At 49.6% G+C, this 24,550-nt stretch carries 16 protein-coding genes; 2 read left to right on the forward strand and 14 right to left on the reverse strand.

The annotated features are described in order from the left end of the window. Positions 1 to 103 precede the first annotated feature (103 nt). The 12 genes from CBR65_RS13400 to CBR65_RS13455 all read right to left on the reverse strand — a co-directional run bounded on the left by CBR65_RS13400 (position 104) and on the right by CBR65_RS13455 (position 19,636). Positions 104 to 3,631, reverse strand: coding sequence for a carbohydrate-binding protein (locus tag CBR65_RS13400; RefSeq protein ID WP_087467320.1), 3,528 nt, complete (start codon positions 3,629 to 3,631; stop codon positions 104 to 106). Between the two features lie 232 nt (positions 3,632 to 3,863). Continuing rightward, on the reverse strand, positions 3,864 to 4,487 hold the full coding sequence (locus CBR65_RS13405) for a YopT-type cysteine protease domain-containing protein (RefSeq protein WP_087467321.1): 624 nt from the start codon (positions 4,485 to 4,487) through the stop codon (positions 3,864 to 3,866). A 379-nt stretch (positions 4,488 to 4,866) separates the two neighbouring features. Then, complete coding sequence (locus tag CBR65_RS13410; RefSeq protein WP_087467322.1) at positions 4,867 to 5,487, reverse strand: hypothetical protein; 621 nt, start codon at positions 5,485 to 5,487, stop codon at positions 4,867 to 4,869. 136 nt (positions 5,488 to 5,623) lie between these two features. Then, positions 5,624 to 8,893 (reverse strand): hypothetical protein, encoded by a 3,270-nt coding sequence (locus CBR65_RS13415; protein WP_087467323.1) that lies wholly within the window; start codon positions 8,891 to 8,893, stop codon positions 5,624 to 5,626. Between the two features lie 194 nt (positions 8,894 to 9,087). Continuing rightward, entirely contained in the window at positions 9,088 to 9,948 is an 861-nt protein-coding gene (locus CBR65_RS13420; RefSeq protein ID WP_087467324.1) for a hypothetical protein, read from the reverse strand. A 181-nt stretch (positions 9,949 to 10,129) separates the two neighbouring features. After that, positions 10,130 to 10,759, reverse strand: coding sequence for a response regulator transcription factor (locus CBR65_RS13425; protein WP_087467325.1), 630 nt, complete (start codon positions 10,757 to 10,759; stop codon positions 10,130 to 10,132). Between the two features lie 57 nt (positions 10,760 to 10,816). After that, a complete protein-coding gene (locus CBR65_RS13430) occupies positions 10,817 to 13,180 on the reverse strand; it encodes a sensor histidine kinase (RefSeq protein ID WP_087467326.1) in 2,364 nt (787 codons plus the stop codon). Between the two features lie 129 nt (positions 13,181 to 13,309). Beyond that, positions 13,310 to 16,399, reverse strand: coding sequence for a BspA family leucine-rich repeat surface protein (locus tag CBR65_RS13435; RefSeq protein ID WP_087467327.1), 3,090 nt, complete (start codon positions 16,397 to 16,399; stop codon positions 13,310 to 13,312). 424 nt (positions 16,400 to 16,823) lie between these two features. Further along, entirely contained in the window at positions 16,824 to 17,618 is a 795-nt protein-coding gene (locus tag CBR65_RS13440; protein ID WP_087467328.1) for a hypothetical protein, read from the reverse strand. 29 nt (positions 17,619 to 17,647) lie between these two features. Then, complete coding sequence (locus CBR65_RS13445) at positions 17,648 to 18,217, reverse strand: hypothetical protein (RefSeq protein ID WP_087467329.1); 570 nt, start codon at positions 18,215 to 18,217, stop codon at positions 17,648 to 17,650. A 209-nt stretch (positions 18,218 to 18,426) separates the two neighbouring features. Continuing rightward, on the reverse strand, positions 18,427 to 19,122 hold the full coding sequence (locus CBR65_RS13450; protein WP_087467330.1) for a pirin family protein: 696 nt from the start codon (positions 19,120 to 19,122) through the stop codon (positions 18,427 to 18,429). Between the two features lie 73 nt (positions 19,123 to 19,195). Then, complete coding sequence (locus tag CBR65_RS13455) at positions 19,196 to 19,636, reverse strand: DoxX family protein (RefSeq protein WP_087467331.1); 441 nt, start codon at positions 19,634 to 19,636, stop codon at positions 19,196 to 19,198. A 180-nt stretch (positions 19,637 to 19,816) separates the two neighbouring features. On the opposite strand from CBR65_RS13455, the gene CBR65_RS13460 reads away from it, so the two are divergent. Next, the gene (locus tag CBR65_RS13460) at positions 19,817 to 20,719 is read left to right on the forward strand and encodes a LysR family transcriptional regulator (protein ID WP_087467332.1); all 903 of its coding nucleotides are present in this window, start codon (positions 19,817 to 19,819) and stop codon (positions 20,717 to 20,719) included. A 324-nt stretch (positions 20,720 to 21,043) separates the two neighbouring features. After that, positions 21,044 to 23,164, forward strand: coding sequence for a YCF48-related protein (locus CBR65_RS13465; protein ID WP_087467333.1), 2,121 nt, complete (start codon positions 21,044 to 21,046; stop codon positions 23,162 to 23,164). Here the strand turns inward: CBR65_RS13465 and CBR65_RS13470 are convergent. Continuing rightward, positions 23,161 to 24,078, reverse strand: coding sequence for a polysaccharide deacetylase family protein (locus CBR65_RS13470; protein WP_087467334.1), 918 nt, complete (start codon positions 24,076 to 24,078; stop codon positions 23,161 to 23,163). The genes CBR65_RS13465 and CBR65_RS13470 overlap by 4 nt on opposite strands. Before the next feature lie 47 nt (positions 24,079 to 24,125). Further along, on the reverse strand, positions 24,126 to 24,479 hold the full coding sequence (locus tag CBR65_RS13475; RefSeq protein WP_087467335.1) for a lactoylglutathione lyase: 354 nt from the start codon (positions 24,477 to 24,479) through the stop codon (positions 24,126 to 24,128). Positions 24,480 to 24,550: the final 71 nt, after the last annotated feature.

The raw sequence follows: 24,550 nt of genomic DNA on the forward strand, positions 1-24,550 counted from the left end.
TAATATAGGTCGGATTAGCCAAAGGCGTAATCCGACTTTTTACAAACAGATAACCTTGCACCACACATAAATTTCTAATAAATAAGTTCCTGCCTATTAACCATCAATCTTCCACCACCTCCAACACCCACTTCGCACTACTCCACTCCATATAAATACCCCCGTGCTGCGCATTGCCGTTGAGGTTTTCCACATGAATGTAGTCATTACCTTGCCAGGCGTTTCTGATACGCAACTGGCTGTTACCGGCGTCGGCGATGTGCCAGCGGGCGCTGGCCCAGCCGCTGGTGCGAGTGGTGCATTGGATATTCCCGGTGAGGTTTTCGATGTGCATGTAGTCGCCGGTGGCGCGGTTGCGGATTTCTTGCAGGCCGCCGGCGACTTCTTCCAGTTGCCATTCGAAGTTGGCGCTGTTCGGTGAGTTGCTGTAGGTCACTGTTGCGCCACCGTCGCCGAGGTAGCTGTTTTGCCAGACGTTGCGAATGCGGTAGGCAACCGGGTCGTCGTCCGGTACGTCCGGGTTGGCGGGGGTGATAATGACCTTGTCGAGGTTGAAGTTGGCGTTGTCCAGATAAACGCGCATTACCTGTTCGCCCGCGTCGAGCGCGACATTTTCTGCCGTGACGCTGGTCCAGGTTTGCCAGCCGCCGGTGTTGCTGGTGGGAATCAAGCCGGTTTTGTCTTCGCCATCGAACTGCACATGGAAGTTGCCGCCGCCGAAGATAGTGGCCACGCGGAATTCCAGGTCGTAGGTGCCGCTGGTGGCCGCATTGACGGTGTACTCCAGCCATTCGCCGCTGCTGGTCCAGCCCACATTCAAACCGCCGCCGCTGGCGTTTTCGGTGTCCACGCCTTCGTTGGTGCGACCGGCATTGCCGTTGTTGGCAGCATCCGCGTCATGGTAGGCCACGCCTTCACCACCGTTGTCGAAGTTCTCCATCTCGATGGTGCCGGGAATGGCCCAGGGCGTGCCGCCGAATGGCGTCTGGCCATCGCCGCCGGTGTTGCTGAAGCGCATAAAGTCGATATTGAATGCGCCGCCCGCGCGCAATTGCAGGATATGTTGACCGGCCGTTAGCGTGATGGGTGTGCTAATGGTGGTGTAGCTCTGCCATGCGCCGGTGGCAGGCACTGGAACCTGACCAGTCGCATCAATGCCATCGACCATGATGCGCAAACTGCTACCGCTTTCAGACGCTACGCGCAGTTCGAGTTCATAGTTGCCGCTGTTGGCTACCTCGACGGTGTATTCCAGCCATTCACTGCCGCCCAACCAGCCGACGTGATGGCCGCCGCTCGCATTAGCTGCAATGTCCACCGCTTCGTTGGGTCGGTAGGCGCCGCCGAGGTTTTCCGCATCGCTATCGCTGTAGGAAACGGCTTGCCCGCCCTCATCGAAGTCTTCTGCCTGGATGGTGCCGGGAATGGCACGCGCGACGCCGCCATAGGGCGCGCCGTGTTCCTTGGTTTGCACCACTTTCCGGATGGTCCCGTCGGCGTTGTAGAACAATTTGTCCACCGCTACCGAGCGCAGCCAGTCGTCACCGGAGAGCGAGCTGTTGTGGTAGAAGGCGTACCACTGACCCTTGTACTCCACGATCGAACCGTGGTTGGTGTAGCTGTCCGTCGGGTCCATATAGATGCCGCGCGACGTCCACGGGCCGAGGGGGTTGGTGCTGGTGGCGTAGCGCATGCGGTTGTGCTGGTCGCCAACGTCATGGTTGTCAGAGTAGGACAAGTAATAGAGACCGTTGCGTTTATGAACCCAGGCTGCTTCATGGAAATCCTCCAGACCCGCCATGGTTTGCATTTGGCCATCGATCTCCATCATGTTGTCTTTCAGCCTGCCGCCTTTCGCGACGCCGCCACCGCCGTGGTAAAAGTAGGCCTGGCCGTCGTCATCGATAAATACCGCCGGATCAATCAGCGCATCCAGCCCCGGAATATAACCCTGCACCACAAAGCCGCTGGCGGGTTGGCTGCTGGTGGCCACGCCGATCTTCCAGGTGGTATTCCACTCGGTGCCGCTGGGGTGGGGGAAGTAAAAATAGTAGGTGCCGTCTTTGTAGGCCGCATCCGGCGCCCACATAAAACCGCCTTCCGGCCGCCCCCAGGGCACGTCGCTGGCGCGCAGGATCTCGCCGTGATCCACCCAGTTCACCATGTCGTCGGTGGAGAACACGTGGTATTGGTCCATCAAATCCGCACCGCGCGCGGGCGCGATATCGTGGGAGGCGTAGATATATAAACGGCCGTCGTCCCACACATGGGCGGACGGGTCGGCGGTAAACATATGGCGGATGATCGGGTTTTTCGGTTCACCCACCGGCACATCCGGTTCGTCAGTGGGACTGATGGGAATAGTCGCGGACAAAGGCGATGTGCCCGCGAGAATCTTCTGGGTTTCCCCGGCCAGACGCAGGTACCAGTCGCTGGGCAGGTCTGTGCCATCAGCATCAAGAGTCACGAAGTTGCCTTGGGCGGGAATGTCGCTGCTCGTTTCCGCCAGTTTGAACATGGCGGTGGCTTCGTCCACCTCGTCGAACATCGCCACGTAGATAAACCCGGCACCCGCGTCGAGCGCGTTGTAGGCCTGCCGCCAATAGAATTGGCCACCGTTGCGCGGGATCTGGTTGAGCGGGCCGTCGTGCAGGTTGTACCAGGAAAAGCCCGGCCAGATCACCGGCATATAATCCGCGCCGCTGGCCGCTGCGGCGGCCATATCCGGGACGATGCGCTGATTCTTCCAGTTATCCACCTCGGTATTGTTGGTATAACGGCCCACCGTCCAGGGCGAGATCATGTCCAGTGAGCGATACACCTGCGCCCAGCGCGCATCCGTTTCAGAATCGCCGGTCAGCGTGCGCCACTCACCAGGGACACCACCTACCACGTAAGCGCGATACGCGGGCGGCGCACTGTTCTGGAAGTAATCGATGATCTGCGCGAAAGTATCCGGGTTCAATCCGCGCTCATTAAAGCCGATACCCCAGAGCGCAATCACCGGTAAATTTTCTTGCTTGAGGTAAGTGCCTTGCGTCGTCATCTGATAGTTCTGTACCAGATACTCCCAGTCATTAATTAATTTGTTGTAGAGGTTGCCGTCGTCGGGCACGCCGGATAAGTCGTACATCACCGCGAATTGCCGGCCATGGGTTTGCGCGGCGGTCATCACATTTTGCAGCACTTTATTACGCACTTGAAAAAAGCGCGGATCGTTTACCGCTTCACCGAGAAAGCGTTGCAGATAAACGCCGTGGATACCGTAATCCTCCATCCATTTGAAATGGGTCATCACCGTGCTTTCGTCGTAAGACGAAAATAATCGCGCGCTGGAGCCGTCCCCATAGGTCATGTTGGTCGGATAGGTTTGCGTGTATTCGCGCATGTCCGGCCACATATCAATATTGAGGTTAGCGGCGGAAGGATTGGTGAGGCTGTTAAACCAATGGCGCCATTCATTGGGCGGCGAGTTATCACCGGCGGCAAGGAACCAACCTTGATAACCCATCAATAATTTTTGATTAAGATTATTGTGTTCGTTTTGGGCGAAAGTGGGAAAAGCGAATAGAGAACTTGCAAAAAGCACTGCAATTTTTTTGACGATGCGTGAGTGTGAAAAAAAAGTCATGGGAGTATCTCTCTTATCGTTGATGTCCTTAACGGGCAACCTGGCACAATCATGCTAGGCCAGATAAAAGAGAAATTTTGTGCGGTGCTGCGTAAATAATTTTTATAAATTATTTAAAAGTACGTTGAAAACGATTTCAGTTTTCAACGTACTTCCAAAAGAAAATGTTATTGTTAGCTAATGCGTCAGTGCCACTTTCAGGCACTACTGACATTCCGAACCGGCAATCACTTTATACGAGGTGGAAGAACACGTAACGCGATGTTGCGCTGTTGCCGTAACCCACGAAAAGCAGCCATTCGAAGAAGCAGAAAAATTCATAGCGATCCCTAAACAAAAACTCCCCAAAATTTACATCAAAAAACCGAACCGGAACCTTACCTCGTCTTTCAGTACCGAAATACATCGCCACCGCATGCCCACTACCGTCCGGCGGCATAAAACCGAACAGCATATACCCGGCGTTTACGGCCAGGATGGAGTTCAACAAGTTCATTCTAGTGACAGAACCGCCACCGTAGCCGCGCTTTTTCACTCCACTTTTATGATTCAGCCAAGCCTCGAAAGCCGGTGTCTCAAAATGCCTGAAATGTTTCTGCTCGGTTTTAATCAGGCCTACCGCCTTTTGGTTCAAGGGAACGAAGGTTCGCTTGTTATTTTCCAAATACATGCCGATGAACTCTCTCAATGATCCACCCGCTTTGTGCTTTGAAATGTAATAACAGGAGGCGGCAAAGCAAACACCCCGCCCCGCCTGTCTGCCCAATATCGTATGGGATTGGGACACGTCCCACGAGTGAATGCCTTTGTAGGCTTCGGCTTTTTCCAGAACTTCCAGGTCGGTGGGTAAGGGCATAGGAGTTTTTCAACCTCATTGTTAGTGTCTCAAATCCATGAGCGAGCGGAAGAACTCACGGTTGCGATGGCTCACCTGGAAGACAGGGGGTAAGACGAGTCTTTATGCTACGTCAAATAGTGAATATGCAGTACCCACCAAATGGGGGGGTATGCCGAGCGTCACCAACGGCTATGATGTTATTTTGCGCGCCATGGCCGTTTTGCATTCCTTATCAAGGCGTTTGAACGCGCCTCAAAATGAGCTTTGGATTTGTCTATGAAAGTCTGGGAAGTTCAATACATGTTTTGAATGTCATAGTAACCCGATAGGTTGGTGTGTAATCGTACCTATCTGGCCCAAGCTTTTAATCTTAATGATGGCCGTTTGTAACTATTGCTTAAAGAAAATGCTGAAATTCGTAGGTGGCAGGCTGGTTATTAGCGTAAACACACCTCAATAACCAATCAAAAAAGAATAAAAATCGCACATGATCACGAAAGAGAAATTCTCCGACGTTGATGTCAAAAAAGCGTACAGGAACCCGGTTATTTCTTCTCGCGCCAAAGTACGCAACCATAGCGTGCTTCGACTCTTCAGCCGGAGAAACAATAAACATCATGTATCCTCCTGAAGGCAGAATGCCGCGGATCGAGGCTAATAACTTTGCCATGGTAAGCTCACCTCCGCCGTATCCTTTCCTCTTCAGCTTGCTTTCCGTGTCTAGCCATTTTTTAAATGTGCTTGAATCAGTTCTGCTGCCAAAACATATTTGCTGACTTCTAAGAAACTTTATGGAATCTTCATTCAACTGAGCGAATAGGTTGTTGTTACCTTGTTGCAATCCCAAGCCTTCCCTTAACGAACTTCCTCGTTTATGCATAGACATATAGTAACAAGAGGCAGCAAGGCAGATCCCTGTGCCCACATAAGGTGCAAGAAAATGTCCGCCTTGAGATATATTCCAGGAATGTATTCCTTTAAATGCTTCGGCCTTTTTTATGATCAACCAATGTGTCATGGAAAGCCCTCTTTTTATTACAGCAGCGACAGATAATTTGTTGAGTTCATTTTGAAATACGCCGACGAAGACTGAATTTTACGCTCGATCTCCGCGGGTCAATACCCGCCAAATGGGGGGAGCCACTTTTATTTATCTAGCGTGCCACCATCACTCGCTCACCGCTGATTAAGTCCACCGCAAACAATTGATCAAGACCGCTATCTATCACGAAGACAATATTGTTTTCACCCAGCGCTATGCCTGAAGGCGATCCGAACAATGGACCGCTGCCGGTATTAGGCCCTGATACTTCCACCCGGTCACCGGTGGTTAAATCGACTGCGATGATCGCATTTGACTTGCTGTCTGCAGCTAAGAGGCGATTGTTAACAGTATCAGAGGCAATGTAAGCAACACTGCCAAAAGGCGTTCCTCCCCCCACACCGAGACCGGAGATAATATTTCTATTACCCGTAGTCAGATCTATGGCACAGATAAAACCGCCATCAGAGAAGTTACTGTTGGCTGCCAATACACGATTGTTGTCCTTATCCAAAATAATCGATTGCACACTCCTGAGCGTGGGCCCGGTTCCCTTTGTGCTGGCAGATAATAATGTTCTAGCGCCCGTCACCGTATCTACAACAAATAACTTGGCATCGGCTTGAACTGCTGTCCCGACATAAGCAATATTATTTTCGGTATCTAATGCAACGGAGAAGGGTGAGTCCAGCGTAGGGCCAGATCCGGCGCCGGCGCCCGACAATAGCGAGCGGTTACGCGTGGAATCGCCCACCGTCAGGTCCACGGATATCAAACCTTCCGGTACATCAGGCACCAGTATGCGGTTGTTATCCCGGTCAAAGGCAACATTAAAAGGCAAATCAAAATCCAGAATGCCATCGGTTTGCGCTCCGCTGGATATGATGCCTATCTGCGCGCTATTTAAATCCACGGAAAATAAAGTGCCCCGGGTATGATCTACGGTAAATACGCGGTTATTGTCACTATCAAGCGCCAAGCCGTTGGGTGTCTCAAATAGTGTTGCGTTTGTTCGATTGGCGATGGGAAAGCGAAAACCATTCCTCACATTAATGATGAGATCTCGAGCGGCATCCAGTACCAGGTTATTACCGGTGAGACTGTTGTAGGCAACGGAGATCGCCTCCGTAAAAGGATCTTTTGTGCCCGTGGAGCCACCGCCATCGCGCGGGCCGGACAATACCGTGCGGAAGCCGGTTGTTAAATCGACACCAAACAAAGCACCCAAGCCATCGGTGTCGGCGTCTAAAACAATGGCGCGATTGCCGGCGACATCCATGCTGATGGATACCGGGTTTTCAAAATCATTTTGGCCGGCTCCTACAAGGCGACTGCCGTTGTCGCCTGAAAATACCGTTCTGGTTCCGGTGGCAAAATCGATCGCTAACACACTGGGCGTGTTCTGGGGAACATCGCCGACGAAAAATGACTGGCCAAAAGCACTCACCAAAGCACGGTTGTTTAGACTGTCTACGGCGATACCGGTGACGTTCTCCATGCGTGCGCCTCCAGTGTCCAGCCGACTGCTTTCACCGGTGGTTAGATCTATCGCCATCACCGCTGCTGCTATGCTGACGCAGTCCAATGTCAGCGCGCGATTATTGGCTTTGTCCATCGCAACAGCGAGCGGAACCCGGTCTTTAAGGCCTGACAAAACACAGTCTGAGCTGGCGGAAAAAATACTTCTGTCGCCGGTGGTCAGATCCACGGCAATAACGGCCTTTCTGCCAATATCAGTCACCAGCGCACGATGGTTGTCACTATCAAGTGCAACCGACGTCGGTTTACTAAAGGTTGTTCCTTCGCCCGTCCCAGCACCGGATAACATAATGCGACCGCCTGTGTCCAAATCAACAGAAAGCAGTGCTTTCAAGGTTTCATCCACCACCAGTGCTCGATTATTTTCCGCATCAAACTCAATCGCTCGCGGCCGTTCAAAGTTTTCTACGGAGGTGCCTGAGGTCATCGTGATTCTGGCGGCATTCGTGTCGATATTGCCGTTGATATCTTGCGTGGTTACATCCAGTATGGTTTTGCCCAGTGCGAGTGGCACCTGCGCTTGCCAGGTAGCAAAGCCATCATCGCTGGTGGCAGGCACACCCTCAATCGTAACAGCGGTAATTTCATTATTTTCTGCATCATTCGCTGTGCCACGAACCAAAATGGTATTGCTCGTTGTCATCCCGACTGGCAGAGGAAAGAGGACGTTTGCCGTTGGTGCTGAAGTATCTTTGATGGTGGTAACCGAAAACTCCGCACTGATGTTACCTACAATAATGGTAGCGGTTGTGGTGGTGCCGAAGGTATCTGCTGCTGCCACGCGTAACCTGACACTCTCACCAACCTGAATAACACCCTCTTCCGGTGTAAAGCCAGCGCCATCGATACTGTATTCACCGCCGGTAACGTTGATGATGACAGGCTCATCCAGTCCGCTGATGGTCACGCTGTTCGACTCGACGAGCGCAGAAAATGCCACATCGGTTTGCGCTTCAAAACTAAATGTATCCGGCGTAATATCCACCTGAGTCGTCACGTCAAAATGACTGCTGATGCCACCAATAGTCAATGTGGCAGTAGTTGTGGTTAATCCGGTATCCGCAGTCAAGACGCGAACGCGCACCGTTTGCCCGTCTGTAATCGTCCCGTCTGCATCGGTGAAGAGACCATCATCAATGGCATACTCACCACCGATTATCTCAATCGCTGTAGGTGCATTAATGCCAGCGATGGTGATCGCTTCCGACATCACAAAAACACCGGGGGTTACATCAAGCTGACCGGCAAACGCAAAAGCGTCTGGTATTGTGTCTTCGCTGGCTTCACTGGAGCTGCTGTCAGAGCTGCTACTAGAACTATTTTCTACGCTGCTACTGCTACTTGAGCTACTTTCTTCGCTGCTAGTACTGCTTTCGGCATTACTACTTGAACTACTCTCTTCGCTGCTGCTTGCGCTACTTTCGGCGTTACTGCTTGAACTATTTTCTTCGCTATTACTGGCACTACTTTCTGTACTGCTATGTGAACTGCTTTCCGCGCTGCTACTTGAACTTGTGTCCGGAATAGCGATGACGCTGCTGGCTGTGCTGCTGGCACTTTCAACACTGCTTTGTGCATCACTACTTGCGCTACTCTCGACACTGCTGTTTGCACTACTTTCTGCAACGCTGCTTGAGCTATTTTCTGAGGCGTTATTCTCGCTGCTACTTGTGCTGCTATCTGCACTACTCACAGCACTGCTATTTGTGCTGTTGGTGCTACTCGTCACGCTACTGTTTGCACTGCCGCCATCGTCACTGCCACCGCTTCCGCCACCACAAGCAGTGAGAACAAACACCAGCGACAGGATGCACAAACGGATTAACGCATTAATGTGTTTCATTTATTTAGCCCGATGTTTTTTTGTGTTGAGAAGAGCCTGTCTAATGAGCATAATTTTTTATACTCAACGGCAAATACTTCTACTTCAGGCTGATCATCATACGTTTGATGCGCAAGTGGTAAAACCCGCCAAATGGGGGGTGCTTGATAAGTGGGAGGGAATATATGTTAAGAGCAATTCTGCAACGGTAATGTTTAGACGCACAGACTTTGCTCAAAGTTGTAATTTGGTGCAACGAAGGGGCGAAAACCTTCGATCATGGTTAACACATAGAGTGCGCGGTTCGGGCGACCATTGCCATCAGGAAAGCCGTGGGTACGCATGTAAGCACTGAGAAAGTAGCAGGCAAAGCTATCCCAGTCTTCGTCTGTCAATAACTTTGTGCGAGCACCGATGGTGCGGACATTATCAGCAACCATTTTCTGTAGTGCTTTTGCTGCACCCGAACTTGGCCAGGGTTGTTCATGATTCAGCGGTCGGCGTTCCACGATGGAACCTTTTGGGACCAGGCGATCATGTAGAAATTTTAATGTGTCCAACTCAAAGACTGAACGATTGGTGCGGCGGCATTCGATGATGACATCAGCAATATCATTCGCAGACATCCTGGATGAGTTAGAAGCCATGACAATCCACTTTGCGCCTTTGAGCGAGTCGATGTCGGCATTACTCGCGCCGTATCTTGCCATCGGTAAGATGTTTTGCGTTTGACGTAAATTCTTTCCCAAGTCGTTCGCCAGTGCCTTGCGGAAAAGGCGCTGAACGAGCTCCTTTGTACTGAGCGCCTTTTCCCGTTGTCGAATGAGAGTCTGGCGAAAATTGGAGGTATAGGTACTTTCCCAATCCCCATCATCAAGGATAGCTCCCTTAAACTTGTTGCTGGTGTAACGCCAGTGCATATCCCTGATGGATTCTTCTGCTGCTTCCGGCCCAACAGCCGCCACCAAGGCCGCAAATTCATGCTTTGTTTTTATCAGGTAAGAAAACTGGGGGAGCGTGAGCATCGTTTTACGGTTGGTAATCTCAATTTCTTTACGTTTACTTTTGAATACCATTTCACATCTCCTCGTAAGCTAATGTCCGGATATACCCGACCTAGCATAAATCCAATTGGAAGATTCATGATACGCCCCATCCTTGGCAGCCAATACCCCCCAAATGGGGGGACGAGAAGAAAGTAAACTTGCTGAAATAGAAAACACCCTGCACTAAAAAACGCAAGGCCTGTTGTGCGAATTACATTAAATGGTCGATCAGCAGTCCATGCTTTTGCGCGATAAGCACGGCCTGGGTTCGGTTTGCGGCGTTAAGGCGTTCAATGACTTTAGAGACATATTCTTTTGCTGTCAGCGGCGATACGCCGAGCCGACTGGCGATTTCTTTATTGGATAAACCTTCCGCTAAATAGCGCAGGGTAGCCAGCTGCTGTTGCGATAGATCGATAAAGTCCGTTCCTTCGCGCTCGGACTCAATCACGATATTGCCATCGAGAACCTCGGCAATCGCTTTTTTCATTAAATGTTTCGGGGTGGACTTGGCGATAAAACCGTTTGCGCCCGCATCGATCATCTGCCGGGTACTCGTATCAAAATCCAGCGTGGATACAACGATAATGGTCAGTGTCGGAAAGCGGCTGCGTATCTCCTTCAAACCATCCAGGTCCTGGGTTCCTGGCATACGGATATCCAGCATAACCAGCGTGATATCCGGTTCACGCAGAAGTATTGTCAGCGCATCAGGGAAATTTCCTGCCAGATATATGTGCGTTTCGCGATTTATTTCCTCGAAAAGCAATTTTAAGCCGTCGCGATAGAGTTCGTGATCTTCTGCGATCAGCACTTTTTCGCCTGCAAGTAATTCTGCCATACATTTATTCCAACAAATTTTTACGCGTGGTGGTATGTCATGCTGTTACGCAAATAGCTAAGTTTGCTTTTTTAATAGAAAGCTTTCCAGGTAACGAAGCAATGAACGCAATTGCGCGGGGCGATAATGTGCCGAGAGAATATGGACATTAAGCGCCGTTAATTTTCCGGACAATTCCCGATCAACATGGTCACAAAACATGGCAATCACGACATTCCCGTATTGTTCTTCCAAATGACTTACAGAGTCAGCCATGGATTCAGCGGTTAACTGCCCGGCACACGCCATGATGATCAGCGTTATCGGCACACTGCCACCCTCGCTGGACTCGTCGGTCGTTAAATAACCCCAACTTTTTAAACTACCGGACACTTTACTCAACATGGGCGTATCAGGCAGGTCGACGATAATGCGCAAACCGGTCTTGGCCTTGTTCTCGGTTTCCTGGTTACTGGTTTCTGTATACGGCAACTTGACCTGAAATAATGTTCCCGTTTTCGCCCGAGTATTCGACTCAGTTGATCGTACAAGGATTTCACCACCTAATAGATCCACCAGGTGCCTGACAATCGCCAAACCAATCCCCATGCCTTTATGACTGGCTGACACTTTTTCTGAGCGCTCGTAGATATCAAAAATCACGCGCTGATCATCCGCGCTGATGCCACAACCCGTATCCCAGACCTGGATAAGCAGATGATCTCTCCGGCGACGAAACCCCACCAGCACGCCGCCTGCTTCCGTGTACTTGATGGCGTTAGTTAGCAAATTCCGGAGGATTCTTTCAAGCAGTTCGGGATCGGTATCAAGTTTTTTTATGTTGCTTCTAAAGCGAATTTTTAATCCTTTTGCGCAAGCATAGGGTTCGAACTCAAGCTGCATGCGTGCAATCAGTAAACGCAGGTCAACAGATTCACTGTTTAACTTGACCGCACCGGCTTCAAGGCGGCTCAGATCCATTAATTTTTTGAACGAATCATTCATCGCCGTGTGCAGGCCATAGACTTTGGTCAGGACATTTTGCCCTGCTGGCGAACTCACGTAATCATTCAGGTGCGCCAGAAACATACCCATGCTGTGTAGCGGCTGACGCAGGTCATGACTTACCGAGGCGAGAAAACGTGACTTGGCCTCATTCTTCATCTCTGCCTGATGTTTTTCTTTTTTCAATGTATCGATACGTATCAACATGGCCACAAAATGAATCAGCATGTGGACGATTTGATATAACGGTTCGCGTAAAATTTTATATGACAGGGTACTTTCACCAGGCTTTGGCTCAATGGTAACCGTTCCGACAAGCTCTACCAGCGAGAAAAGTACAGGAACCCAACCCAACATAAAGATCAGGTAATAGCGGCCTTTTTCAATGACCCGCACGATACCGGCAGAAAAGATAAGCGTTATCATGATGATGCCGTTTAACAAATACATCGCTACGTTCCACTGTCGCGAGAAGAACTGGCTTAACAGCAGAGACAATAGAAAGATAACGATAGCTGCATTAAATATTTTTTTGAGCGGACGGTCTTCCGGTTCCGGTAGTAAAAACGAGCGCGCGAACAGCATAAAACTCAATAGCGCTATCGTGGCCCACAACCAGATCCAGGGAGGTAGATCTTCATCGCCATGCAGCAGAAAAAGTCCCAAATGACTTCGGATGGCAAAGAACGAGAACAAAAACAGTGATGAGATACCGAACCAGAAAAATGTAATATCTTTGAGGATGACACTGCATAACAACGCCATCAATACCAACCCCAGTACCACGCCGGTGCTGAGGCTGTACAGGTCGCTCATGGCGGCTGACCATGTCTGGTATTGATGTTTCGTCATCAGCGCCACATAGGGTGCTGCCACCAAGCCGCGCGAGGTTAATTCCACGGCCATAAAGTAATCTTTGTTGTGCTCAAGTTTTAGTGAAAACGCCCTACCCAATACATTAATGCTTTCTGTGCCGACACCAGACGCCCAATCCGATTGATACGCCTGCAGGCTCGTTCCATCCCATAAGATTATCTTTACCTTATGCAGAAAAAAGTTGCTGAAATGCAGCTTCCACTGGTACTGATCCGTTTCATTACGAAATGCAATAAACATACAGTAACGGTGATTTTCCTGAAAATCTGGCAGTGTTGTGGTTTGAAGGCTGTGTGGATTTATCCGCTTAAGCGTCGCCAGGCGTTGAAGTTCTACCACAGCGTCAGGGTTCAAACCCTGCGGGCAGGTATAGAGCCCCGATGCCTGGGGAGCGGAGTTAATATCATTGCGTGCCTTGGGATCGCTCAGGATCAATACATCACCTGTGTCCGGCACAGCGCCAACCGTCGACATGGTGAGACTGAAAAGCAGAACAAGAACAACCCATTTCACCGCGAGGTGGACGGGTAATTCTGAAAAGGTTGATTGAGAGATGTGCATATTTCACCACGAGGCATAGCTATCAAGTGATCCTGGAGTATGCCTGAAATCTCCATTAAACAACCAGCGGACAGTTGCCTGGCGTACAACTGACACCGCCTCCCGTGAGGCGGCGTCAGCCACAAGGGATTACTCCGCTAAACCACCATCCGTGATAGTCCAACCAGCATTATTAATCAATGTATCGCGCGCGGTTTGTGCAGCGGGCGAGAATCTTGTTGCTCCCGCATTGAGGGTCACATCAGGTTGAACGCTGGGCAACTGGCTCCAACCGATTAACAGGGCATCGTAATTTGCCGTAGAGAGCACGCCTTCGAGAAACAAGTTAGTCATGTTATTTACGTTGGCGATATTCCAGTTGCCAAGGTTTTGATCAAACGCTTTTGTGCTTCTGAACATGTTCGACATATCGGTAACCTTGGAAACATCCCAACTGCTAATATCGGCATTAAACAGGTCAGCAAACAGAAACATATCTCTCATCGTTGTGACATTGGCGACATCCCAATTACCAATAGGTTGATTAAATGCTCTGGCCTCTCTGAACATATTGCCCATATCGGTAACCTTGGATGTGTTCCACTGGCTAATGTCCTGATTAAACGGGGTGCGGAAAAACATCTCGCGCATACTGGTCACATTGGCGACATTCCAATTACCAATAGGTTGATTAAATACGCCGGTCTCTCTGAACATATTGCCCATATCGGTGACGTTGGAAACGTTCCAATTGCTAATATCAGCATTGAACACGTCGGCTCCAAAAAACATATCGACCATATTCCTGACATTGCCGACATTCCAATTACCAATAGGCTGATTAAACGCATCGGCCTCTCTAAACATAGCGAACATGGTCGTGACATTACCGACGTTCCAATTGCCAATGGGTTGGTTAAATACTCTTGCCTCCTGAAACATAGCATTCATATTGGTGACTTTAGCTACATCCCAGTTACTAATATCGTGATTGAATTTTGTGCCTCGGAACATGTTGTCCATATTGGTTACATTGGAAACATTCCAGCTACTAATATCCAGATTAAAATTGTCAGCACCATTGAACATCTGGCTCATAGTGGTCACTCCGGATACATCCCATTGACCGATATTGCCACTTAAATTATCAGCGTTTCTAAACATGCTGGCCATGCTGGTGACCTGTGACAAATCAGGACTTTCTGTATCATTAATGGTTAGGTTGCGGCAATCAAAAAAGGCTTGTCTCATTGAGCGCCAGGTTCGATTACCCCACTGTTCAACCGACAATAATTTTTGCGAATCTGTTTGTGTTGCATCGAATGTGGCTTTGAAAAATGGTTGTGGAAATGTTCCCGTAATCGATACCGTATATTCACCGGCTGATGCATAGGTATGGGTAATTTCACCCGTCACATTTTCATCAAATGATCCATCACCCCACTCAACTCGATAGTTGTAAGTCATACCAGATGCGGTGTGAATGGTGATTTGATTATCGTCACTCATGCCGGGATTGTCGGTCTTCCAGCGCGTGATAAAGGGCGTTTGCTCCTCGATTGTCAGCGTGACAAGCGCAGAATCGCTGCCCAAGGCGTTGGTTGCAACAATCGTAACGTCGATGGCTGCTTGCGCTGTTGCGGGTGTGCCGACGATGGCGCATGTGTTGTCAACCACCTGGACTTCAAGTCCGTCAGGTAAGGCATCGGCAACACAGCTGTCGGGTTGTCCACCGTTGTTGTCGATATTGATCATTGTTAGATCATTGGTTTGCACCTTCAAAGCCTGGTCTTGCAGATCAGGGGAGGTCAACAAGCCACCATCAAACACTGACCAGCCAAAGGTATCCGTCAGGATAAAGCGCGCCGCTTCGGCCGCTGCACTGTATTGTGTTGGAAAAAAATTGATATCGAGTTCTTGTTGTAGCGGCAATAACGACCAGCCGAGCAAGAGGGCATCATAATTTTGCAGCGTTAAACCCGACCCTTCCGCGAAGTCACTCATGGATGTCGCATTGGAGATATTCCAACTGCCAAGGTTTTGATCAAAGGCTTGTGCGTCTTCAAACATGGAAGAAAAATCAGTGACCTTGGCGACGTCCCAGCTGCTGATAGCCTGATTAAATGCAATTGCATCCGAGAACATGTCTGCCATGTTCGTTACGTTAGAAACATCCCATTGACTTATATCGCTGTTAAATGTAAACGCTTGATTGAACATGAATTCCATTGTGGTTACATTGGATACATTCCAGCTGCTTAAATCACCGTTGAAATTTTCTAAAGAAAAAAACGTTCCGGTCATGTCCGTTACATTAGAAACATCCCAGTGACTGATATCGCTGGTAAAGTTAACGGCGCTGGCAAAGGTACCTAACATACTGGTCACGCGGGATAGGTCAGGTGCTTGATTGTCGTTAATCACCAGATTAGCTGCTCCTGCAAATGCAAATTCCATCGACAGCCAGACCCGGTTACCCCAGGCATCTACCGATAAAAGCTTGTTGGCATCGGTAATCTCTTCAAACAAATTGAAATAGGTTTGAGGAAAGCGGCCACTAATCGATATTTGGTACTCACCGGGCGTGGCGTAGGTGTGGGTAATATCACCCGTCACATTTTCGTCTGCGTTACCATCACCCCAATCAATGGTGTAGTCGTAACTGAAATTCGGCGATGTGGTAATCGTGATTTGATTATCGTCACTGGCGCCTTCGTTATCGGTTTTCCAGGTGGTGATAAAGGGCGAAGCCGCTACGATTTCAATCGGGACCAGAGCTGAATCACTGCCTTCTGCGTTAACTGCCGTGACCGTAAAATTGGTTAAAGCCAACAAAGCCGTAGCCTCACCGCTGATCTCGCAGGTTGACGCATTCGCTGACACTGCAACCGTGAAGGTGTCCGGTAAATCAGATGAACACTCGGTCAGCGCCTGACCACCGATATTGTTCAGGCTGACGCTGATTAATTCATCCAGAACAAAGCTTTGTGTGTTTGCATCGACCAAATCCGGTGGTGTTGGCACGGGGGGAACACTGCTACTGGAACTGCTATCGGATGAACTCGTGACGCTGCTAACGCTACTGTTTGCGCTACTAACGGTGCTACTTGCGCTGCTGGCAACACTGCTGTTCCCACCACCGCCATTACCGCCGCCTCCCCCACCACCGCCGCCACAAGCGTTGAGGATCAAGACCAGCGATACCATGCACACACGGCCCCAAGAAATAACCTGCTTCATTTGTTTAGCCCACTATATTGGAATGTATTAGGAAGAGCCTGGCCGGCGAACGCAAAGTCCTCACCCAGCAAAAAGCCGGGCTCTAACCACACCGTCTACTCGGAATCGGTCATCATACGTTCAGGATGCAAGCGGCAAAACCCGCCAAATGGGGGGAGTCTTTCGATTTACAGAGGGATTTACGGAGTGCTATTCGTAATATTCGTAGGTCGGATTAGCCAAAGGCGTCATCCGACTTTTACCTACCGAACGTTTAATCACAGTGCCACAATGCAGGAGACGCTATATTTTTCTAACAGCCATCTCAGAAATACATTTTAGGTGAGATTCAGCCATGCCGTTAATAACAGGAGTGCACGGTAGAATTAGCTTAACAGCAATAGGAAATTGTAGAGCCTTATTTGCCGTGACATGATCGCATGGTCTATTCGTCTGAATACCTTTTCTTAATGATATCCGGGGTTGAATTGTTAAAATCACCAAGGCCAAATTCGCGTCTTCTATTTTCAAGAGTTGAATACAATTGCTGGGCTCGGGCTTCAATTTGTTTTGTTTCGCTTTCGTTGAATTCCAGTTTTCCAAAATTAGCCTGATAGGTCTGGATTACTCCTTTGCCGACGATATTTGCTGTACGCATGTCTCCTCGCAGTTCGGCTAATTTTAAAAGAGCCATTACCTCCTTAATTTTATCTTTCCGCTCGTCAAGGCTTAAACCTGCATAGCTTGCGGGCTCGCTAAGTAAAGCTAGATTGCCAAGTGATGCAGTTACGCCCAACGCTGCTGCTTCCCAGTAATACGACTTGGCTTTTGGGAAATTTCCAGCATCTACATATTTATTGGCTAATGTCGTAGCGGCGCGCCCATCTCCAGCTTGAGTCATAGATTCCAGAATCTGCATATCATACCCTTCATAGATAGCAGTATCTTCTTTGGGTATATACCCAATATCTTCATCCCACTTTTTCATGTCGGCGATATCAGATGCTGTAAAATCTGAAGCGTCGCGTTGATAATTCTCCGGGTGAGAATATGATCGGGACTCCACTTCTTGTTCAACAGGAGTTTGTGTTGTATCAGGCTCTCTTACTAACGTTTTTTGTCTCAGCGCATCACTCGCTGAGATAGGCATTCGACTGTCTGATCTCAGTACCTGATAACTCGATATGGCTATCATTGTGAGGCAAATCGCTATGCCAACATACTTGGAAGTGTTGTTCATTGTGGAATTTCCTAACATGATCTACCTCACTATATTTGTTCGCATACGGTTAGATCATATTGCTTAAAGGTATATTCTGCGTTCTCGATCTGCTCTGCATAGGCTCCATCAGCGTTAGTTTGGCAAATAGCCCCTGCGGTGCCAAGTGATATTGATGCGGAGGTGGCAACCGCAGCAGTATATCCAAATGTGGGAATGGCAGTAACGACGCCGACAACACCAGTCCCTCCGGCCGCTATGTAGTAGCTATTGCAGGTATTGGTATTATTTTTGAACTCATTAAGAAGCGCAATTTTTACCTGATGATGCAGCGTTTCATTTTGTATTTTACATTCATACTTTTTTTTGGCTTTCGCAGCTGCCGCTTGACCTGCCCGCTCTGCCGCAAGTTTTTGTTGATATGCTTCGTTTGAATATCGGGTGCCGTACATGGTGTTATTTGGAATGCCGCCAGGAGTGTATGGATCGAGGTGGCTTGGTGGTGGGGTATAGTAATTACATCCGCCACCCTCCGTGCAGGCCCGATATGTTTGAGATATTGTTGCCACCGGTAAAATAGAACTGATTAGCACGATAAGCTTAATGGTTAACTTGATCACTAGTAAAATCCTTTTGGTAATTATCAGAGTAGAGTAGGCGCAGATTGAGAAGAGAAGATTGTCCTGCCAATCCAGGGACCGAAAATATCAACTGAAAATCATTTGTTCCAGGTTTACTTTGATTACAATGATTACATTAGTAGTTGCGTAAATATAAAAAATACCTGCCAGTTAGCAGGTATTTTTTATATTTTAATCTCCCGACTCACTTACTTCGGCAAATCAAACACCAACGCCCTTACCTTCTGTTCACCCGCCACCAACTGCAACGCATCCACGCCATCCAGTTGTGCACCGTCACCGGGTTTTAGCACTTCGCCTTCCACCGTTAGCTCGCCATCAATCACATGCACATAGTGTTTGCGCTTGTAGGGATTTGCCAAACTCGCGCTGCCTTTTGGTTGTAGCAACAATTGGTAGAGCGATGCATCCTGTTTGATGGTCAGGCTGCCGTTTTCACCGGTAGGGCTGATCACTAACGTCAAGCCATCTTTACGACCAAAATCTTTTTGCTGGTAACCGGGTTCTTGTCCATACACATTCGGTTGAATCCAGATTTGCAAAAATTTCAGTGCGTTTTTCTTCGACGCGTTGAACTCACTGTGCGTGATGCCACTGCCCGCTGACATCAACTGAAACTCTCCCGCCGGCAGTGTTGCAATGTTGCCTTCACTGTCGCGGTGGGCAATTTCGCCTTCCAGCACGTAGCTGATAATTTCCATATCGCGGTGGCCGTGGGTGGGGAAGCCAGCGCCGGGAATTACTTCGTCGTCGTTGATCACGCGCAGCGCGGAGTAGCCCATGTGTTTGGGATCGTAATAGTTGCCGAACGAAAAAGTGTGGCGACTCTTCAACCAATCGAACTGCGCCGCGCCGCGTTCTTTATTGCGTCTGATGCTAATCATGGTGTGACCTCCGTTGCTTTTCGCTTTTAAACGGGAGCGACCTGGTTCGCTCCCGGCGTCTTTGTATTGCGTGTTATTTCACTTGCTCGGCGAGCACGGCGTCGAGGCTCAAACGACCGCCGCCAGACAACACCAGTGAGACTGCACCGGCCAACAATGCCAGGCCGAACTCGTAACCGTTGTTGCTCATAAACAGGCCGTTGCCGATGTGCACCGCGAAGATTGCGACCACCATGGTGATCGCCAGTACCAGCGCTGCGGGGCGAGTCAGCAAACCGAACAACAGGAACAAACCGCCGAAAAATTCTGCCGAGCCCGCGCCCAGCGCCATCAGGTAACCCGGTTGCAGGCCGATGGAAGCCATCCATTGTCCGGTGCCTTCGAGGCCGTAGCCGCCAAACCAGCCAAACAATTTTTGCGCGCCGTGGGCGGCGAAGATGATGCCCAGCGGTACGCGGAGTACCAGGGATGACCATTGTTGACCGGGGTTAATGATGTTTTTAATTGCGCTCATGGTGCGTGCTCCACATAAAAGTTTAGGGTTGTGTCGGCGAAGAAGGTCTTCGTCTTCCCTGCGGCGTGAACCTGTCGTCGCCCCAGTGGTTGTCACTTTATGCTTGCGTCGCATCGCTTAAAAGCGGAACATTTTGAGCCTAGACTTCAAAAAATTTGAACACACGAATTGGAGCTGGTTATGCACCATGCTATTACCCTGGATGCCCTGCGAGTACTGGATGCTATTGACCGTAAAGGCAGCTTCGGTGCGGCGGCGGAGATGCTGTTCAAAGTGCCCTCAGCACTTTCCTATACTGTACAAAAGCTGGAATCCGAGCTTGGCGTCAATCTATTTGATCGATCGAAACAACGGGCCCAACTCACGGCAGCGGGCCGTTTGCTGCTGGAAGAAGGCCGCACACTCTTGCAGGCCACCAGCCGCCTGGAGGATGCCGTCAAACAGTTGGAGTCGGGTTGGGAGACGCAATTGCGTATCGCCAAGGACACCATCCTGCCCAACGAACCCTTACTGAAACTGATTCCGCCATTTCACCAATTGGACAAACAGGTGGCCATCGATATCAGCGAGGAGGTGCTCGGTGGCAGCTGGGATGCGTTGGTCTGCGACCGCTGCGACCTGACCCTGGGTGTGGGCGGTGAATTTCCTAAGGGGACTTTCGAGTACCGCCTGATGGGTGAGGTGGAGTTTGTGTTTGCGGTGGCGCCGGACCATCCGCTGACCCGGCATAAAGGCCCGGTGGATGCGGCGGCGATCCGCGCGTTCACGACGATTGTTGCAGCGGATTCGTCGTTGACTTCGCCCCTGCGCTCCAGCGGTTTGCTGGATAGTCACCAGACGGTGCGGGTGGCGAATATGACGGCCAAGATTGATGCACAGCGGTTGGGCGTGGGTGTGGGTTTTCTGGCGCGGCATTTGATTGGGAATTTGCTGGCGCGCGGTGAGTTGGTGGCGCTGCCGTGTAGTGTGCCGCGGCCGAATATGCCGTTGTATATGGCGTGGCGGAAGGATAATGCCGGGAGGGCGTTGGCGTGGTTTGTGGAGGCGTGTGGGGGAATAGATTGGTTTGCGTCGCAGGATTAGTGTGTGGGGGTTGTGTTGGGAAGGGGTTGTGCTTATGGTGGGTTTTGTCAGCTGATAATAATTACGAGGTTGGTTGATTTATTCACTCTGGGAGTAACTGGCTAGAAGTTTGTTGTTCGGCTTACCTGTTTCGAAAGCGCATAAATACTTCCCTGTAGCTCCTTCAAGTCATCCCTGACTTGAAGGTTTCGAAACAGGTAAGCCGAACAACAAACTCACTTCGAACAGAGATTGGCAGTATTTGCTTTTTTTCAAGAATAAAAATAATCATGTACAGAAAAGATATAAAAATCTTGTACGCAATATCGAGGGAGAAACCTGATCATGCAATGCCTGTCCAGCGTTATGTTACGCGTGTCCTTTCTATTGGTTTTCATATTATTCGGTTGTACAGAGAAATCTGCATCGCCGGAAAAAGTGGTTCATTATCAACCCGAGGTCATTAATCCCAATTACACCGGCGCATTGGTTGAACCGCATTCGCAGGCGATTTTGGTGTGGGGTAGTGATGGTGCTATTCAGCGTTCAACCGATGCGAGGACGTGGGAGTTTGTTGGGACGCCGACGACGGCGCAGTTGAATGAAATCGTTAGCGGTGGCGATGCGTTGGTTGCAGTGGGCGAACAGGGTACGGTGTTGCGTTCTGTCGATCAGGGTAAAGCGTGGAATAAAATTTCTGCGGATACGACGGCGAATCTGAAGGCGTTAATTTACAGCAGCGAGCATAAGCGGTGGTTTGCTGTCGGTACCGGCAGTACGGTTTTGCGTTCTGATGATGGCCAGCATTGGCAAAAGATTGAGCTCGGCAAAGGTTTGGCGATGCTGGATATAGAGGCGATTTTTGTTTCGCCCAAGAGCCAGCGTTTATTTATCGGAGGCTCGCGCGGTTTGTTTGGTTTTTCGGATGATGGCGGTGTGAATTGGCAGGTCATGCAACTGGATCTGGATACGCCGTTGAGCGGGTTTTATGCGTTCAATGATGTGGTGGTTGCGACCAGTGCTTATGGAAAACTGCTGGTGTCGCGCGATGAAGGTAGCAACTGGCAATTGATTGAAACCGATGGCCAGGCATTTTTTAATGACGGGGTGTTTGACAGCGCCGCGAATGTTTTTTTGCTGGCGAGCCACAACGGTAAAATCTTGCGCACGGCGGATAACGCAGAAACCTGGCAATTAATCGATGCACCCTTTCACGGCGCGGCTAATTATCTCGGCAATGTGGTAATCGATAAACAGAAAAACGTATTGCGCGCATTTGGCCACTACGGCACGCATCTGATATCGCGAGATGCGGGTTTAACCTGGGAGTCACAAACCCAGCATATGCAAACGCCGTTTGAAGAAGTGTTAGTGCTGGAAGATGAAAAAAGCTACGTCGCCTTCGGGCGCGGCGGTTTACTCGCGACCAGCAATGATCGTGGCGACCATTGGCAGAATCATCGCATGCAGCTGGATATTTATTGGCGCAACGCATTGGTCAGTTCGCAGGGCACCTGGTTAGTAGCCGGCGAGTTGGGTTATATGCTGAGGTCCACCGATCAAGGAAAAAACTGGCAGCTCCTGAACATCGCCTATACCGATCCGATGACGCCACCAACCTACCGGGCACTGATTGAAGAACCCCAATCCAATACACTCATTGCCGCCGGGCCAACCGGTACCATTGTGCGCTCAACAGATGATGGCGTGAGCTGGACCGAGGTGCATTACACACCTTTTAATGAGGCAGAAGCGTTTACCGATTTATTAATGGATTCAACACATCATCAGCTCATCGCAGTCGAAGCCGATGGACGACATTACCTGTCAAAGGATCAGGGTAAAACCTGGGTTGCATCTCCCCTTACAACACAACGCAAATTCTGGCATGGCAGTGTATTAATGCGCGCGCAGGAAAGCGTCGTTCTCATAACCGGTCAAGCTGGTGTAGCAGCGCGCAGCCTTGATGGTGGCCAGACATGGCAAGCGATTGATACCAACACCATCGCTGATTTGTTCGGAAGTTATGCAGACCAACACCATCAACAATTATTTCTACTCGGCGCGGGCGGCACCTTGTTACGCTCACGGGACGATGGACAAAGTTGGCAAGCAATCGCTTTGCCGACACAATCCGATCTGCGGCGAATGACAATGGACCCGAATAACAAAGCCCTACTGGCCTTTGGGGGCGATGGCACTATTCTTCGTTCATCCAACGCGGGCGATAGCTGGCAGGCGATGGATAGCGGAACAACTCAGGAGCTGCGCGATGCCGTAGTGGAACCTGATACAAACAATCTGCTGCTCACTGGTCGTGATGGCAAGGTTATTCGCTCAACAAACGGCGGTATAAGCTGGGAAACTTTACCCACCCACACCACCAGCCATTTCCGGAGCCTGACGACTGATCCGAAAACGGGCGCGGTGCTTGCGGTGGGAGAGCGAATTGTTCGGATTGATTAATCACTGATAACTTTTGCGGCCGAGAATGCGTTACTTAAATAATCAACATCTTCAGATACATGACGCAACTCAGCTTCGGGTATACCTTTAGCATGGGCGATAGCAGCGATCCTGCCCTGTTTATGGAACTCTGTTTGGGGAAAATCTTTGGCGATCTTGTCCTGATAAGCTCTCTGCGACGAGATAATTTTCCAGCCTTTATTTCGCAAGTGTTCTATCAAATCAGCAACAAATAAAGCGGCCGCGTCGTTCTCATGCAGCAACAATACATGCCGAGGCGAACGGCCCAGGGATTTTTCGGCAAGCGCATCATAAAATTCTATATTGTCATAGAGCGTATTCACGTAAAAATAACGCGCCCGTTCATAGTTTATTGACTTACCCTCTTCCGCCGCTTTGACAAGCAAGGCGTTTATATACCAATCAAAATTATCGATGGTGACATAGCCGTCCTTATAACCCAGCTCAGCCAATAACTGTTGCAGCTTATTGATAGACGCTAACTCCTTGCCGTAGTGCAGGTAAGGAAAGCGGTGATACATCACAACATTGTCAAAGGATTTTAATTGCAGATGCGCCTTGTACGCATCCACCGCATAAGCATCAACACCCAGCTCATTAGCTGAGACGTGGCTAAAGCTGTGGTTGGCCAGATGAAACCCGGCTTGGGTATATTGTTCAAGGCGCGCCGAAGTCTGTGGATTTATATAATCTGCCTTTACATAAAACAGCGCATCGGGGACATTGGCTTTTTGTAGCGCCGCAATTAACTTCGTGGTTCGCTCCATACCCGTCATCAACGCAGAGTCCGGTGTGGGTGCATCATCAAAGGTTATGGCAATCTCGCGTGCAAATGCGCTGAAAGGGATAAGGAAGATGGCGACGAGCGTGTAGCGTAAGATCAGTTTACTCATAGGAAATCCTTTAAATATTGGGGAAACAGATTTTGAGCTTTCATTTTTCAGGGTTTTAACTCGGTAATATGCCAAAGCTCTCCCGACGGTCCCCACAAATAAATCACCTTGCCCCAGCTTTCCTGTTTTATAGGACTGTATTTAACATCGTAGCTGCCAACCTGAATCCCGGACACAACTTTATAGGCTGCTTCAATATCTTCCACCACGAGTTGCAGCATCAGATTCTCTGCAAACTCCTTGTTGTAATATCGTTGAAGAAAGCATGTCACACCGTCCTTTTCCAAGATAGATAAATCATCAGACGCCCTCGATAACGTAAACCCCAACGCCTGATAAAAGGATTGGGATATTTCATAATCCTTGCTGGGAATAAACATTCGGATATCGTTGAGTTTCATAAATACTCCTTTCACCGTGCGAAAAAAAGCCCCCCACAGTATCCTGTGAGAGGCTGAGTTTAACACTGTTA

It is taken from the genome of Cellvibrio sp. PSBB006, assembly GCF_002162135.1.
Classification (GTDB): Bacteria; Pseudomonadota; Gammaproteobacteria; order Pseudomonadales; family Cellvibrionaceae; genus Cellvibrio.